Consider the following 14,857-nt stretch of genomic DNA (forward strand, 5'->3'; position numbering starts at 1 on the left):
GCGGATCGTCGTGCAACGGGGTGCAGGATCGCCCGGCTGGCAATGAATATATGAAACATATATGATTCATGTATTCCGTCCCCTCTCAAGGCACCTCCATGGGCATCGTCAACATCGACGACGGGCTGCACGACCAACTGCGCCGCGCCTGCACCGTCAGCCACCGCTCGATCAATGCGCAGGCCAACTTCTGGATCAAGGTCGGCATGCTGTGCGAGATGCATCCGGACCTGAGCTTCCAGGACATCGTCGCCAACGAACTGCGCGCCGCCGGTGTGCAGCCGGCACCCCTGCGCGCCGGCCACACGTGATCAAGACCGAGGCCGAACTGGCGCGGATGGCCGAGGCCGGTGCGCTGCTGGCCTCCGTGTTCGACATGCTCGGCGGGCTCACGCTGGAAGGCATGAGCACGATGGCGATCAACGACCGCGTCGAGCGCATGATCGTGGACGAGTTGCGCGCGCGCCCGGCCAGCAAGGGGCAGTACGGCTTCCCCTACGTGCTGAATGCCTCGATCGACGACGTGGTCTGCCATGGCATGCCGTCGCACGACGACGTGCTGCGCAGTGGGCAGATCGTCAATCTGGACATCACGCTGGAGAAGAACGGCTACATCGCCGATTCCAGTACCACGTATCTCGTCGGCGAGGTGGCGTATCCGGCGCGGCGCTTGGTGGCGGCCACGTACAGCGCCATGTGGAAGGGCATAGCGGCGGTGCGTCCGGGTGCACGCCTGGGCGACATCGGCCACGCCATCGCGCAGTACGCGCGCGAGCAGGGCTACAGCGTAGTGAAGGAGTACGGCGGCCACGGCATCGGTCGCGAGATGCACGAAGCCCCGCACGTGCACCATTACGGCAGGCCCGGTACCGGTCTGGAACTGGAGGAAGGCATGGTGTTCACCATCGAACCGATGTTGAACCAGGGCCGCGCCGCGATCCGCGCGCAACCCGACCAGTGGCCGGTGCATACGCGCGACGGCAAGCTGTCCGCGCAGTTCGAGCACACCGTCGCCGTGACCCGCACCGGTGCTCGGGTGCTGACGCTGCGGCCGGGTGAAGTGCCGTTGTGCGGGATGGGGTGAAGCGGCCGCACGCCCACATCACCCCTGCTTCACGCTGACCTCAATCTCCGGCGCGAAGGTAGCCCTACCAGCCTTTGCGGGGAACCACGTGTCCAGTGCATCGCTTCGCATACTGCTGCTCAATCCGCCCCACACCGCGATCGGCAGCCGCGTGCCGCGTGAACAGCTGCCGCCGCTCGGCCTGCTGTCCGTCGGTGGGCCGCTACTCGACGCCGGCCACCAGGTGGAACTGCTCGACGCCGAGTTCGGTCCGTTGCGCATCGACGCGATTCTCGACGAAGTGGTGGCAAGATCTCCCGTGGTACTGCTGATCGGGCACTCGGGGTCCACGTCGGCTCACCCGACCGTTGTGGAGATCGCCCGGCGGGTCAAGCGGGTGCTGCCTTCGTTGACGCTTGTCTATGGCGGTGTCTTCCCGACGTACCACTGGCGCGACGTGCTCATGCAGGAGCCTGCGTTCGACTACATCGTCCGTGGCGAGGGCGAGCGCACGATGGTGCGCCTTGCGGAGGCGCTGACAGGGCGCACGCGTGTCGAGGACGTGCGGGGACTTGCTTTCCGTCGTGGGGATGAGGTGCGCGAGACGGGTGCCGCGGAGATGATCACCGACTTGGACCAGTACCGCGTCGGCTGGGAGCTGATCGATCACCGGAGGTATTCGTACTGGGGCAACCTGCGCGCGGTGGTGGTGCAGTTCTCGCGTGGTTGCCCCTACCTGTGCAGCTACTGCGGGCAGCGTGGCTTCTGGAGCCGATGGCGGCATCGCGATCCGGTAGCCTTCGCCAAGGAACTGGCACGCCTGTATCGCGAGCAAGGTGTGCGTCTGATCAACTTCGCCGATGAGCTTCCCACCGGTTCACGCAAGGCCTGGAAGGCTTTCCTCGAAGCCCTGGTCGCCGAGAACGTCGAGCTGACTCTGGTCGGATCGACGCGCGCGGGCGACATCGTCCGCGACGCGGACCTGCTGCCTCTCTACAAGCGCGCGGGGGTGATCCGCTTCCTGCTCGGGATCGAGAGCTATTCCGACGCCACCCTCGACGCCATCCGCAAGGGTGCGTCCTCCAGCGAGGACCGCAGGGCGATCCAGTTGCTGCGTGAGCACGGTATCATTTCGATGGCGACCTACGTCGTTGGGTTCGACGAGCAGACGGACCTGGATTACTGGCGCTCGCTCCGCCACCTGCTGGCCTACGATCCGGACCAAATCCAGTTGCTCTACGTCACCCCGCATCGATGGACGCCCTATTACGACGAGGTGGCATCCCAGCGCGTGATCCAGACCGATGTGCGCCGGTGGGACTACAAACATCAGGTCCTGGCAACCAATCGCGTTCCGCCGTGGCGGGTCCTGCTATGGGTCAAGGCGATAGAAGTCTGCATGCAGCTGCGCCCGCGGGCGCTCTACCGCAGCTTGTTTCACCCAGACAAGCGCGTACTGCACGGGATGCGCTGGTACGTGAAGATGGGGCGCCGGGTGTGGTTCCGTGAGATCTTCGAGTTCTTCTTCGGCGCGCCGCGCATTGCGGACGGGCCGGACCTGGCGCAGTTCTGGGGGGCATCGCTCGCGGCCGAGGAGAACGCGCTGGGCAAGCCGGCCAAGCGCGCGCCGATTCCCCTCGCGGTCTTGGAGTCCGGTGCACGTGAAGCGGGGCGCGCACGCTAGATGCAGGGGCCAACGGCCTGCGGGCGTCGAGCCCGGGCAGTTCAGGTGGCGACGCTGTACTCACTCGCCTGCGGTTCCGGCGGTTCGTCGGTCGGTGGCGGCTCGGGAGCGCGGCAGGCCACGCAGGCCAAGGCGAGCAGGGCGAGCAGGATGAGGCGGATCCGGGTCATGGCGACGGTCCTCCTGTGAGGTGGCGCTATGCTACGCCCATCGATGAAGGAGACGCATGTGGCGGCGAACCGGTGGCGGTTGGACGGGCAACTGGCCTTGGTGACCGGGGCCAGCGCGGGCATCGGGCTGGCGATCACGCGCGAGCTGCTGGGCTTCGGCGCCGACGTGCTGCTGGTGGCGCGCGACGAGGATGCCCTGCAGGCGGCGCGTGCCGAACTGGCGGAGGAATTCCCCGAGCGCGGCATCAGCACGCTCGCTGCCGACGTGGCGGACGACGAGGATCGACGCGCCATCCTGGACTGGGTGGAAGACCACGATGACGGCCTCAACATCCTGGTGAACAACGCTGGCGGCAATGTCACGCGCGCCGCGGTGGACTACACCGAGGACGAGTGGCGGAACATCTTCGAGACCAACCTGTTCTCGGCGTTCGAACTGTCGCGCTACGCACACCCGCTGCTGACGCGGCATGCGGCCTCGTGCATCGTCAACGTGGGCAGCGTGTCCGGCATCACCGCCGTGCGCAGCGGCGCGCCCTATGGCATGACCAAGGCCGCGCTGCACCAGCTCACCCGCAACCTGGCCGCCGAGTGGGCCGAGGACGGTGTGCGCGTGAACGCGGTGGCGCCGTGGTACATCCGCACGCGCCGTACCTCCGGGCCACTATCGGACCCGGACTATTACGACGAAGTGGTCGCACGTACCCCGATGCGCCGGATCGGCGAACCGGAGGAAGTCGCCGCTGCGGTGGGCTTCCTGTGCCTGCCTGCGTCCAGTTATGTCACCGGCGAATGCATCGCGGTGGACGGCGGATTCCTGCGTTACGGATTCTGAGGCGCCGCCTCGGGCGCGCGGAACACCACCCGGCCGTCGGCGTCCAGGATCTCGATGCCGGCATCACCGGCGTGGTCCACGCGCAGACGGATGCGTTCCTTGCCGGCCGCGTCGGCCAGCAGGATCTCGGCATCGTTGCGTTCGTTCTGGATCACGATGCGGCGCGTGGCCTGTCTGGCCGCGTCGAGCACCTTCACGTGCGAGGGCACGGCTTGGTTGATCTGCAGGCCGCTGCTGATCGGCTCGCCATCGGCGCCGATGCGTGTCAGCAGGCCGATGGCGTCCATGTTGGGATTGTCGAAGGCGAGCGCCGAGACCTTGCCGGCTTCCACATCGGTGAGTGCAAGGCCTCCGACTTCGTTGCCCTTGCGGTCGTAGAACACCAGTCCCGCGGGCGAGACGGCGCGCTTGAAGGTTTCTCCATTCAACATCGGCGGCGGAAAGCGCTGCTGGTTGGCCAGCACCACGCGCGCCACGCCGTCCGCGTCCACGATGTCCAGCCGCTCCACCGACAACCGTTCGAAATGCGGGTCGGGCGCCTTGAAGGCCGTCAGCAGCACGGCGATGAAGGCCAGCGTCAGTGCGCCGGCGTAGAGGCGCAGCAGGCGCATTTCGCGCAGCAGACGGTGCGTCGGATCGTGTGGCATCGGAGGTCCTTGTGGTGGAAACGTCCGATTCTAACGAGCCGTCCGGCGCGGTTCCCGCACGGGTGTCCGCAATGTCGATGCGCCACAGCGGGTACGTGGTGCGATTGAAATTCGTTTTACACGCGCGACGTAGCGTGTGCCGACCTGGAGACGAGGACATCGGGATGCGGCGATGGATCAAGCGCGGGCTGCTGGCCTGCCTGGCGACGGTGCTGGTGGTGGTGGCGGGAGGATTCGTCTATGTGTACACGCTGGACCTGGATGCGCAGCCGCCTGCGGAGCCGGACAGCACGGTGGCGGACCTGGCCTTCATGCGCGATGCACTGCCGCCGACACGCGGGAAGATCCTGGCGGTGGTCACCAGCACGTCGCACTTCCCGGGCGGCGAGAAGAATGCGGGCTTCGAACTGACCGAACTGGCGCGGGCGTACTACGTCTTCCGGGCCAACGGCTACGACGTCGACATCGCCAGTCCGCAAGGGGGATCACCCCCGATGCGTCGGGATGACGAGGACATGGTGGAGGCCGACCATGCCTTCCTCAACGATGCCGATGCGCGCAGGAAGCTTGTTGCCAGCCTGCCAGTGGGTGACGTGGACCCCGCTCGCTACTCGGCGGTGTATTTCGTTGGCGGCAAGGGCACGATGTTCGACTTTCCCAATGATCCGGCCATCCAGCGGCTGGTGCGCGACGTGTACCAGGCAGGCGGCGTGATCGGCGCGGTCTGCCATGGGCCGGCCGCGTTGCTGGAGGTGACACTGGACGATGGCATGCCGCTGCTGCGCGGCCGTCGCGTGGCCGGCTTCAGCAACGCGGAAGAGCTGTTCCTGATCGAGGACGCGCGCGCGCGCTTCCCTTACCTGCTGCAGGATCGCCTGGTGGAGAAGGGCGCGCGTTACGTGGAAGGCCCGATGTATCTGGACAACACGGTGGTCGATGGTCGGGTGGTTACCGGACAGAATCCGTGGTCGACGTGGTCCACCGCGGAAGCGATGGTCCGCGCGCTGGGCCATGTGCCGGTCGCGCGCGCACCTGGGCGCGACGAAAGGGCGGTGCAGGTGTTGGCCGCCTATCACGCGGGCGGTATCGACGCCGCGCGCAAGGCGCGTGCGGAGCGGCCCGACGCGGACAAGCGCCTGCTGCTGATGCATGCATTGGTGGCAGGCATGCAGGGGCGGCGGGGGGATGCCTGGCGATTGCAGGGACTGGCACACGACTAGGAGCCCTGTGCAGTAGCGTGGCGCCGACGTGGATCAACGCAGCGGCATCATTGCCTGCAGTTGCTCTCGTTGACGATGCGCGCGACGCGCTCGTGTTCGGCCCTGTTCCGTTCCACGTTCTCGCGGCGGGCGAAACGCCAGGCCACTTCGGTTTCGTCGAGCCGTTTCCGCCATGCCTCGCAGAGCGCGCCATCGGGCACCCGGGCGCAGGTGTCGCGCACGACTTCGCAGGCCTGGCCAGCGCCGGATTGCGGATTGCCGTCGAGTCCCACGGTGCGCAGGGTCACGCAGCGCGACGCGGGTTCGCTGTCCTCGGTCACGTAGGTGTCCTTGTCGTGCGTGGTGCACTGGAAGAGCACCGGCGGTGGCAGCGCGCGCGTGGTGCTGGCCGTCGCGGGCGCGGCAGGCATAGCGGGTGCCGGCGTGGCGGTGGCAGGCGACGCCTGCGCGGGCGAAGCGGGTGACGTGGCGGGCGGCGCGGGTGCCATCGGCACCGTGTTGACGCCCTGCATGGTGCGCGCTTCCTGCTTCATGCCTTTCGGGCAAGGCGAATTCTGCAGCGTCAGTGCGCCGCTCGCATCCGTGCAGCGGTAAATGGTCACTTCATTTGCGCGGGCGGCCGAGGATGCGGTGACCCAGAACAGCACCAGCAACGTAAGACGGGCGAAGGTGGAGCGCGCGGAAAGACTCATGGATTCCTGCAATCGTTGGCGATGCGCGCGTCGATGCCGCGCTGTTCCAAGTCTAGCGCGCGCTGCTCGCTCGACATCGCGCTGCCGTAGCGGCGCAGGATCTCGTAGCGGCGGTCGGAGAGGCGCGCACACACTTCCTGCTGTGGCAACGGGTGGCAGGTGTCGCGCACCCAGGTGCCACCGGGCAGGATCACCGGGCCATGCCCCGGATAGTGGCCGCCCGGGGGACGCGGCGGCCGACGGTCACCGCTTTCGAAGGACAGATGGCCGTTGCCGACCGAGACGCTGCCGGACACGCTGGCACCGCTGCCGGTGCGTGGCCAGGCGGGGTAGGCCACGCCATACGGTACCCAGCGCGGATTGCCGTCGTCGTTGTCGCTGGTGTAGACCTTGCCTTCGGGCGTGGTGCATTCGTACATCGGCCGCGGCGGGGTGAGGTACACCACGCGCGCGGGCGGAGCCGCGGCAGGTGGTGCCGGCGCGGGCGCAGGGGCTGCGACAGCGGGCGGTGGCACGGGGTCCAGCGGCCGCTGCATCGTACGGACTTCCTGCCTCTCGCCTTTCAGGCAGGGCGAATCGCGCAGCGCCACGCTGCCGTTGGCGGTCACGCAGCGGTAGATGGTGACCTGCCCGGCGCTGGGTGTCGCCTGCGCGCCCATGGCGACGGGTGACAGCGTCAGCAGCAGCATCAACAGGGGCAGGGCGAGGCGCGGCATGCGGCCATGGTGCGCGCGTGCCGGAGGGATGGGAAGGTGGAAGGACGACCGTGTACGGCCGTCGGTCATTCACGCAGCGCCTGACCGGTCAGCGCATCGCGGATGACCGTGGGGCGGGCGAGGCCGCCGGTGTGTCCGGGGACGACGGCGTCGACGCGTGGCAGCAGCAACGGGTCCAGGGCGTCGCGGTCGCTGACGGCGGGCTTGCCGCTGAGGTTCGCGCTGGTGGACACCAACGCGCCGCCATAGGCCTGGCACAGGCCGATCACGACCGGATGTTCGCTCACGCGCACGGCAATGCCACGATGCGCACCGGTGATCCAGCGGGGTGCCTGCGCGGTGGCAGGCATCACCCAGGTGTGTGGCCCGGGCCAGCTGGACAGCACCTCGGTGAGGCGATCCGTCGGAACGGCGGCGACGTCGATCAGCGGTTTGAGCTGTTCCTGCGTGGCCGCGATCAGGATCAACCCCTTCTCCACCGGACGCTGCTTGATCGCCAGCAGCCGGTGCACCGCGCCTTCGTCGAATGGATCGCAACCCAGCCCCCACACGGCCTCGGTGGGGTAGGCGACGATGCCGCCACTGCGGATGACTTCCGCGGCTTCCTCGATGGTCCGTTCGATGGGCATGGCGTCGTCGGCGTCGTGGTGGGGTCAGAAGGGAGCGTCGTCTCCGGCGACCGCCTTGGATGCCGCCTTCTTCACCGTCTTCTTTGTCGCTGTTTTCTTGCTGGCGGACGTGGTCGCCGTCTTCTTCGCAGCCTTCTTCGCGGTCTTTTTCGCCGGTGCCTTCTTGGCGGCAGTCTTCTTTGGCGCGGCTTCCTTCTTCACCACGGCCTTCTTGGCGGCGGTCTTCTTGCCGAAGCCCTTGCGCACCGGCTTGCCGGTTTCTTCCAGCAGCTTCTGCACCTCGACCAGCGTCAGCGACGCCGGCTCGCGATCCTTCGGAATCTTGCCGTTGAGCTTGCCGTCGCTGATGTACGGGCCGAAGCGGCCGTTCAGCACCTGGATGTCGCTACCGTCGAAGTCCTTGATGATGCGGTTGCGGGCGATCTCTTCCTTCTCTTCGATCAGGAACACCGCGCGCGCCAGGTCGATCGTGTACGGGTCGTCTTCCTTCTTCAGCGACGCATACACGCTGCCGCGCTTGGCGAACGGGCCGAAGCGGCCGATGCCGACGCTGACCTCCTCGTCCTTGTCCTGGCCCAGCTTGCGGGGCAGCTTGAACAGTTCCAGCGCGTCTTCCAGCGTGATGGTATGCATCGACTGGCCGGGACGCAGCGAGGCGAACTCCAGCTTCTCGTCGGTGTCCTTGTCGCCGATCTGCGCATATGGCCCGTAACGGCCCAGTCGCACGCTGACCGGCTTGCCGGACTTGGCGTCGGTACCGAGTTCGCGCGCGCCGGTGGCTTCGCTGCGGTCCACGGTTTCCGCCTTTTCGGCGACCAGGTCCTTGAAGGGGCCCCAAAACCGCTCCATCAGCGGCACCCAGTCTTCCTCGCCGCGGGAAACGGCATCCAGCTCGTCCTCCAGCTTGGCGGTGAAGTCGTAGTCCACGTACTGGGTGAAATGGCCGGACAGGAACTTGGATACCGCGCGGCCCACGTCGCTGGGCTTGAACGCACGGCCTTCCATTTCCACGTACTTGCGGAACTGCAGCGTCTGGATGATCGAGGCGTAGGTGGAGGGACGGCCGATGCCGTACTCCTCCAGCGCCTTCACCAGCGCCGCTTCGGTGAAGCGCGGCGGCGGCTGGGTGAAATGCTGGTCGGCGTGGATGCGGTCGAGCGGCACGGTGTCGCCGGGTTTCATCGGCGGCAGCTTGCGGCCTTCGTCGTCGTCCTCGGCGTTCTTCTGGTCCTTGCCTTCCTCGTACACGGCGAGGAAGCCGGGATCGACCACGGTGGTGCCGCTGGCGCGGAAGCTGTGCGCGCTGCCGGCGGCAAGGTCGACGCTGACGGTGTTGAGCGTGGCCGGGACCATCTGGCAGGCGACGGCGCGCTTCCAGATCAGGTCGTACAGCTTGCGCTCGTCGTCGCTCAGGTACTTCGCGACTTGCGAGGGCGTGCGCAGCGCGCTGGTCGGACGCACGGCTTCGTGCGCTTCCTGCGCGTTCTTCGACTTGGTGACATAGACGTTGGGCTTGTCCGGCAGCGCCTGCGTGCCGAAGTCGCGCGCGATAACGTCGCGGATCTCGGCCAGCGCTTCCGCCGACAGGCTCACCGAGTCGGTACGCATGTAGCTGATCAGGCCGACGGTGCCTTCCTCGTCGCCGATGTTGACGCCTTCGTACAGCTTCTGCGCCACCTGCATGGTCTTGCGGGTGGTGAAGCCGAGCTTGCGCGAGGCTTCCTGCTGCAGCGTGGAGGTGGTGAACGGTGGCGCTGGGCGGCGCTTGCGTTCCTTGCTGGTCACGTCGGTGACGTGCAGCATGCCCTGCGCGGCCTGCTGGATGCGCAGCCGGGCGGCTTCTGCGGTGTCGCCGTCGGTGACGGTGAACTGTTCGAACTTCTGCCCGTCGAGCTTCGTCAGCTTGGCGGTGAAGGCCTGGCGCGGATGCGCGCACTCGGCCTCGATGCTCCAGTACTCGCGAGCGATGAAGGCTTCGATCTCTTCCTCGCGCTCCACGATCATGCGCAGTGCCGGCGACTGTACGCGGCCGGCCGACAGGCCGCGCTGCACCTTGCGCCACAGCACCGGCGAAAGATTGAAGCCGACCAGGTAGTCCAGCGCGCGGCGTGCCTGCTGGGCATCGACCAGGTCGCCGGCGATCTGCCGCGGTTGGGCCATGGCTTCCTTGATCGCGCGCGGCGTGATTTCGGTGAAGACCACCCGATGCAGCGGCTTGTCCTTCAGCAGGCCCCGCTCCTTCAGAATCTCGGCGATGTGCCAGCTGATCGCTTCGCCCTCGCGGTCCGGGTCGGTCGCCAGGAAGATGTCATCGGCGCCCTTGGCGGCCTTGGCGATGGCATCGACGTGCTTTTCGTTCTTCTCGATCAGGTCGTAGCGCATCGCGAACCCGTTGTCGGGGTCCACCGCTCCTTCCTTCGGCACCAGGTCCCGGACGTGGCCATAGGACGCCAGGACGGTGAAGTCCTTGCCGAGGTATTTGTTGATCGTCTTGGCCTTGGCGGGCGACTCGACGATGAGCAGGTGCTTGGGCATGTCAGGGGTTCAGGGGAGTTCGGGTGGGCCGTCCGGGGCCGGCTAGGGTGGCCCAGATGCGGGCGCCAGAGAAGCGGACGCCCGGGGCTGGGGCCCCGGGCGTTCAGATTTCCTATTTATAGTGGTGTCACGGCCGGGGCCGGGCTGTCAAGCCGCCTTGGTGGGACCGGGCCGGGTTCCGTGACCCGGATCGCGCCGTGGGGCCGGTCAGCGACTCATCGAGAACAAGGCGGCGAAAGCCACCAGCATCAGGATCACCGCACCGACGACCAGCAGGCCGCCGATGATCAGCACCACCAGGGCCACCGGCCCAAGCTCCTCGCGCTGGCGCTCCGGTTGCGAGGTGAAGGCCCACTTGTCGACCACCAGCGTGTCGCAGACCAGGTCGTGCAACGCTTGCTTGCGCGTGGTGAAGGCCGCCATCAGGAAGCCGATGCCAAGGATGATGGCCGACAGCATGGTGGCCCAGTAGCGGCCGAAGCCACGCAGGAAGCTGATCTTGTCGCCGTCGGTCCTCACCACCTTGATGCCGATGGCCAGTTTGCCGGGCGTGGCCATCAGCCCGGCAGCGGAGTGGAACCAGCCGTAGACCATCGCCGTCAGCACATACGAGATGGCGGTTTCGCCCACGTTGAATGCGCCCGCCGCTCCGGAGAAGCCATCGGCGAACGAACTGCCCAACCCCAGCAGCCCGGCGATGATGGTCGCCACGATGCCTACCGGGATGCCGATGGCGAATGCGTCGATGAAGCTGGCCGCAACACGCTTCCAGAAGCCGGCGTAAACCACATGGCCGTCGGCGACCGGAGGCGCATACGTGACGCGGCCCACGTCCGCGCGCGGTGCCGCGTAGGGCGATGCAACGACGCCATGGGTTTCACCCGGCGCAACCGTGCGGTTGGCGGCCGCTGCGGCTATCACGGCATCGGACTGGATGGCGTGCGCGGGCGCGTGCCGTGCGTAGCTGGGTTCGCTGGCGGTGAAGACGGCGCGGCCGGTCAGCGGGCGTTCTAGGGGTACCGGCTCCGGTTCGGGCTCCTGCGCGGCGGGCGCAGGTGAAGCCGGGACGGGGCGCGTGTCCGCGATGCCGAGTTCGATCGCGAGTTCGCCCAGCGGCGTCCACTGGTTCATGCCCTCGCGCCAGGCAAGCGATGCACTGGTCAGGGCGCCGGAACGGTAGAGCTCCGTGAGAGCCTCCGGGGACACCGGGCCTTGGCGCTCGTGCCGGATATCAACGTAATACCACTCGGTCATGCAGGGTCTCCTTGCCCTTTCAGGATTGTGTGGCCAGTGGAATCAGGATGGCGGCCATCATGGCGATGAAGATCAGCCCGTAGATGACGCCCGCGATCGCCAGGATCACCTTCGTAGCGGTGCCTAGGCCGCGTTGCTGCCAGTCGGGATGGGCGGTATACGCCCAGCGGTCCACCACCAGCGTGCCCACCGCCATGTCGTGCAGGCCTTGTTTGCGCTCGGTGAAGGCCGCGATCAGGTAGCCGATGTACAGCGTGAGATAGTTCAGCATGACGGCCAACCAGCGCAGCAGCGCGCGACCCAGGGTCAGGCGACGCCCGTCGATGTCGGTGACCTTGATGCCAACCGCCATCTTGCCCAGCGTGGCCTGTTTGGCCGAGGACTCGAAACCCACGTAGTAGGCCGCGCTGATCACCGGATACAGCAAGTAGACCAGCGCCATCATGCCGAACATCGCCGCCATGCCTTCGGTGTTGTTCCCGCCACGCATCAGCAGGCTGCCACCGACGCCGAGCACCACCACGCACACGATGAGTACCAGGTAGTAGGCGAAGCCCACCACCATCGAGTCGATGAAGAGCGCCGCGAGGCGCCGCCAGAAGCCGGCCAGCACCACGTCGCCATCGCCCACGTAATGCTGTTCCGATGCGATCTGTGCCGCAGGCGGTGCGTAGGGGGCATCTGCGGCGGGAAGCGGGAGGTCAGCTGCCGCGTCGGCGCCTGGTGCGGGCGGGTCCATCGTGCCGACAAGCAGGTCCAGCTCGGAGGCCAGCGTGCTCAGCGGCTGCCAGTCCTCCAGCCCCTCGCGCCACACCAGTGACTGCGCATCCAGGCGCGCCTGGCGGACATGGCCGCCGAGCTCCCCGGCCGTGAACGGCCCCTGCCGCTGCCCTTGGGCGTCGGCGTAATACCAGTGCGTCATGTACTCGATCCCCGATGAAATACGTAGCCTGTCGCGCCACGTCTACGTTGCTCAGCCGCGACATTCCATGGGCAGCCATTTGTCGTCGATTTCCGACGAGCACTGCCATTCGGTGTGGTCGCTCCCCATGTCCCACCACAGCTTCCTGCCGTCGATCTGCGCGTTGCCGGTATTGCCGAACTCCAGTTCGAAACCGCAGGTGCCGTCGTCGAAGTCGCCGACGACGGCGCGCGTGATGTAGGTCCCCGCGTAGCTCTCGGGCGTGCCGATGCCGCCTTCGCCATTGGTGGGGCAGCGCCCTTCGCGGTCATGGAAGGTCTTTACGTCGCTGCGCAGCTCAAAGTTGTCGATCACCGCCTGGGAAACCTTCGAGCGCAGGGTGTAATCGTTGTACGCAGGAATCGCGATGGCGGCCAGGATGCCGCCGATGCCGACGCAGGGCAGCACGAGGGCCGCCGCCACGATCAGCGCGATCCTGCCGCCGGACATCCCTTTCTTGGCGACGGGTGGGGCAGGTGAGCGCAACAGGCGCTCCTGCGGTGGAGCGGTGGCAACGTGCGCCGACAGCGGTGGTGGGACGGGCGACGGCGTTCCGCCGTCATCGGCCGGTGCCGCATGCAGTCCCAGTTCTGCGGAAAATTCCTGCAGCGGCAGCCACTGGGGCAGGCCTTCGCGCCAGACAAGGCTGTCCAGCGCGACGCGGCCGTAACGGTAGTGGGTGACCAGTTCTTCCGACGACACCGGCCCGTGCTGCTGACGGTTCCGGTCAGCGTAATACCAACCCGACATGCTTCCCCCTGAAGCGTTTCAACGCCTCAGTGTACCGGCTCGGGTTCGTCCGCAAACATCTGGGTTTCCATCCACGCATAGGCGGCTTCCGAGCCCGGCTGGTTGAACAGCACCATCAGCACGACCCACTTCAGGTCGTCCAGGTCCAGTTCGTCCTGGTCCAGGGCCATGGCGCGGTCCAGCACCAGCTCGCGCTGGTCCGCATCCAGGACGCCGTGCTGCTCCAGGAACAGCAGGAAGCCCCGGCATTCGACGTCGAGCTTTTCCAGTTCGGGGCCATGGAAGACGCGGGTGGGGCCGCCCACGCGAGGCGTCGACGCGGCCGGGCGCTGGTCGGCCAGGGCATCGAGCCAATCGAAGGCTTTGCTGATCTCGGCGGGGCTGAAACCGGCCTGGATCAGGCCGTTCTGGAGAGAGTCGCGGTCGCGGACGGGGTCCGCATCTTCGGTGAAGTAATGTTCGAACAGGTACAGCAGTACATCCAGGATGCTCTCTTTCATTGCCCCTCGGCCTGCGTCAACGACGCTGTGGAGGTGAAGAAACCGGTCTTTCTCTGGTATCGGCCGTGTTCTGCCGTTACTAAGCCATCCAGTTCCATGACCAGCAGCATGGAGGACAGTTCCGCAGCCGTCAATCCAGTGCGTGAGACGAGCTGATCCATACCTGTTGGGTCATGACCCAGGCCTTCCCACAACTTCTGGTAGTCGGCATCCAGTCGCAAGGGGGTCTCACCTGGTCCTGCGATTGCCGCCGATTCAGTCTCGCCCAAGCGGCCACGCAAGGCGTTGGCCAGGTCGACGGCCAGCGGCGCCACCGCCTCGATGACCTCCTGCGGGCATTCCACCAGGGCGGCACCGTCCCGGATCAGGCGGTGACAGCCCCGCGCCAGGGGGTTGTGGATCGAGCCGGGGATGGCGAAGACCTCGCGCCCGGCTTCGCCGGCCTGGCGGGCGGTGATCAACGCGCCCGACCGCTCGGCGGCTTCGACGACCAGCGTGCCCAAGGTCAGGCCCGCGAGGATGCGGTTGCGCGAAGGGAAATGGCTGCGCATCGCCGGTGTTCCGGGCGGGTGTTCACTGACCACGGCGCCGTGGGTGGCCAGACGGTCGCGCAACAGGTCGTGCCCCGGGGGGTAGGCGATGTCCGGTCCGGTGCCGACGACCGCGATGGTGGTGCCGGGCCCCAGCGCGAGCGCGGCCTCATGCGCCACGGCGTCGATGCCCCGGGCCATTCCGCTGGCCACCACGATGCCCGTGGAGGCGAACGCACGTGCGAACGCATGGGCATTGTCCCGTCCCCCGCTGGTCGGCGTGCGGCTGCCCACCACCGCGACGGCGGCCCGCCACAGCAGGGTTGGATCGCCTTCGACGAACAGTGCCAGCGGTGGGCTCCCGATCTGCCTCAGCGGGGCCGGGTAGTCCGCTTCGTGCCAGCCGATCAGGTAATGATCTGGGGCCTGCAGCCACTCCAGTGTTCTCGCGAGTGCGTCATCGGCAGGGCCGCGTAGGCGGGTGATCTGTACGTCGTCCATTCCCGCCCCCCGCCAGGCGCTTGCTCCTGCCCGGAGGGCCGCCGATGGTGTGCCGTGCTGGTCGAGCAGGCGTCGTCGGCACAGGACCGGACCGCCGGCCAGGACCAGTCTGGCCAGTGCGCTCGTGTCATCGGTATGCATGCTGCGAGCGTAGGTTGGAAACGACGACG

At 67.1% G+C, this 14,857-nt stretch carries 16 protein-coding genes; 5 read left to right on the plus strand and 11 right to left on the minus strand.

Translation table 11 applies throughout. The features are described from left to right. The first annotated feature begins 98 nt into the window (after positions 1-98). The 3 genes from FB548_RS02500 (at position 99) to bchE (ending at position 2,747) form a co-directional block, all read left to right on the plus strand. The gene (locus FB548_RS02500; protein WP_142123175.1) at positions 99-311 is read left to right on the plus strand and encodes a ParD-like family protein; all 213 of its coding nucleotides are present in this window, start codon (positions 99-101) and stop codon (positions 309-311) included. After that, positions 308-1,084, plus strand: coding sequence for a type I methionyl aminopeptidase (gene map, locus FB548_RS02505; RefSeq protein WP_142123176.1), 777 nt, complete (start codon positions 308-310; stop codon positions 1,082-1,084). The genes FB548_RS02500 and map overlap by 4 nt, the downstream gene beginning before the upstream one ends. An 88-nt stretch (positions 1,085-1,172) precedes the next feature. Further along, positions 1,173-2,747, plus strand: a complete 1,575-nt coding sequence (bchE, locus tag FB548_RS02510; RefSeq protein WP_142123177.1) for a magnesium-protoporphyrin IX monomethyl ester anaerobic oxidative cyclase — start codon at positions 1,173-1,175, stop codon at positions 2,745-2,747. A 41-nt stretch (positions 2,748-2,788) separates the two neighbouring features. Here bchE and FB548_RS18950 read toward each other — a convergent pair whose 3' ends face one another. After that, positions 2,789-2,917 (minus strand): hypothetical protein, encoded by a 129-nt coding sequence (locus FB548_RS18950; protein WP_255470279.1) that lies wholly within the window; start codon positions 2,915-2,917, stop codon positions 2,789-2,791. A gap of 58 nt (positions 2,918-2,975) precedes the next feature. Between FB548_RS18950 and FB548_RS02515 the strand changes: the two genes are divergently transcribed. Next, the gene (locus FB548_RS02515) at positions 2,976-3,752 is read left to right on the plus strand and encodes an SDR family oxidoreductase (protein WP_142124067.1); all 777 of its coding nucleotides are present in this window, start codon (positions 2,976-2,978) and stop codon (positions 3,750-3,752) included. On the opposite strand, the gene FB548_RS02520 is transcribed toward FB548_RS02515, so the two are convergent. Continuing rightward, positions 3,740-4,399 carry a hypothetical protein gene (locus FB548_RS02520; protein ID WP_142123178.1) on the minus strand — a complete coding sequence of 220 codons (660 nt, stop codon included), beginning with the start codon at positions 4,397-4,399 and terminating at the stop codon, positions 3,740-3,742. The genes FB548_RS02515 and FB548_RS02520 overlap by 13 nt on opposite strands. Positions 4,400-4,563: 164 nt before the next feature. Between FB548_RS02520 and FB548_RS02525 the strand changes: the two genes are divergently transcribed. Then, positions 4,564-5,619 carry a type 1 glutamine amidotransferase domain-containing protein gene (locus FB548_RS02525; RefSeq protein ID WP_142123179.1) on the plus strand — a complete coding sequence of 352 codons (1,056 nt, stop codon included), beginning with the start codon at positions 4,564-4,566 and terminating at the stop codon, positions 5,617-5,619. A gap of 47 nt (positions 5,620-5,666) precedes the next feature. Here FB548_RS02525 and FB548_RS02530 read toward each other — a convergent pair whose 3' ends face one another. The 9 genes from FB548_RS02530 to dprA all read right to left on the minus strand — a co-directional run bounded on the left by FB548_RS02530 (position 5,667) and on the right by dprA (position 14,828). Next, positions 5,667-6,311, minus strand: coding sequence for a DUF4124 domain-containing protein (locus FB548_RS02530; protein ID WP_255470280.1), 645 nt, complete (start codon positions 6,309-6,311; stop codon positions 5,667-5,669). Further along, complete coding sequence (locus FB548_RS02535) at positions 6,308-7,027, minus strand: DUF4124 domain-containing protein (RefSeq protein WP_142123180.1); 720 nt, start codon at positions 7,025-7,027, stop codon at positions 6,308-6,310. Before FB548_RS02535 ends, FB548_RS02530 begins: the two co-directional genes overlap by 4 nt. 65 nt (positions 7,028-7,092) lie before the next feature. Continuing rightward, a complete protein-coding gene (locus tag FB548_RS02540) occupies positions 7,093-7,656 on the minus strand; it encodes an L-threonylcarbamoyladenylate synthase (RefSeq protein ID WP_142123181.1) in 564 nt (187 codons plus the stop codon). Positions 7,657-7,680: 24 nt separating this feature from the next. Next, positions 7,681-10,191, minus strand: coding sequence for a DNA topoisomerase I (locus FB548_RS02545; RefSeq protein ID WP_142123182.1), 2,511 nt, complete (start codon positions 10,189-10,191; stop codon positions 7,681-7,683). Positions 10,192-10,398: 207 nt separating this feature from the next. Continuing rightward, the gene (locus tag FB548_RS02550; protein ID WP_142123183.1) at positions 10,399-11,445 is read right to left on the minus strand and encodes an RDD family protein; all 1,047 of its coding nucleotides are present in this window, start codon (positions 11,443-11,445) and stop codon (positions 10,399-10,401) included. A gap of 19 nt (positions 11,446-11,464) precedes the next feature. Beyond that, a complete protein-coding gene (locus tag FB548_RS02555; protein WP_142123184.1) occupies positions 11,465-12,367 on the minus strand; it encodes an RDD family protein in 903 nt (300 codons plus the stop codon). Positions 12,368-12,418: 51 nt separating this feature from the next. Beyond that, on the minus strand, positions 12,419-13,156 hold the full coding sequence (locus FB548_RS02560; RefSeq protein WP_142123185.1) for a GYF domain-containing protein: 738 nt from the start codon (positions 13,154-13,156) through the stop codon (positions 12,419-12,421). A gap of 26 nt (positions 13,157-13,182) precedes the next feature. Beyond that, positions 13,183-13,656 (minus strand): DUF494 family protein, encoded by a 474-nt coding sequence (locus FB548_RS02565; protein ID WP_142123186.1) that lies wholly within the window; start codon positions 13,654-13,656, stop codon positions 13,183-13,185. Beyond that, positions 13,653-14,828, minus strand: coding sequence for a DNA-processing protein DprA (dprA, locus tag FB548_RS02570; protein WP_142123187.1), 1,176 nt, complete (start codon positions 14,826-14,828; stop codon positions 13,653-13,655). Before dprA ends, FB548_RS02565 begins: the two co-directional genes overlap by 4 nt. Positions 14,829-14,857 lie beyond the last annotated feature (29 nt).

The sequence above is a fragment of the Pseudoxanthomonas sp. 3HH-4 genome (genome assembly GCF_006716465.1).
Classification (GTDB): Bacteria; Pseudomonadota; Gammaproteobacteria; order Xanthomonadales; family Xanthomonadaceae; genus Pseudoxanthomonas_A.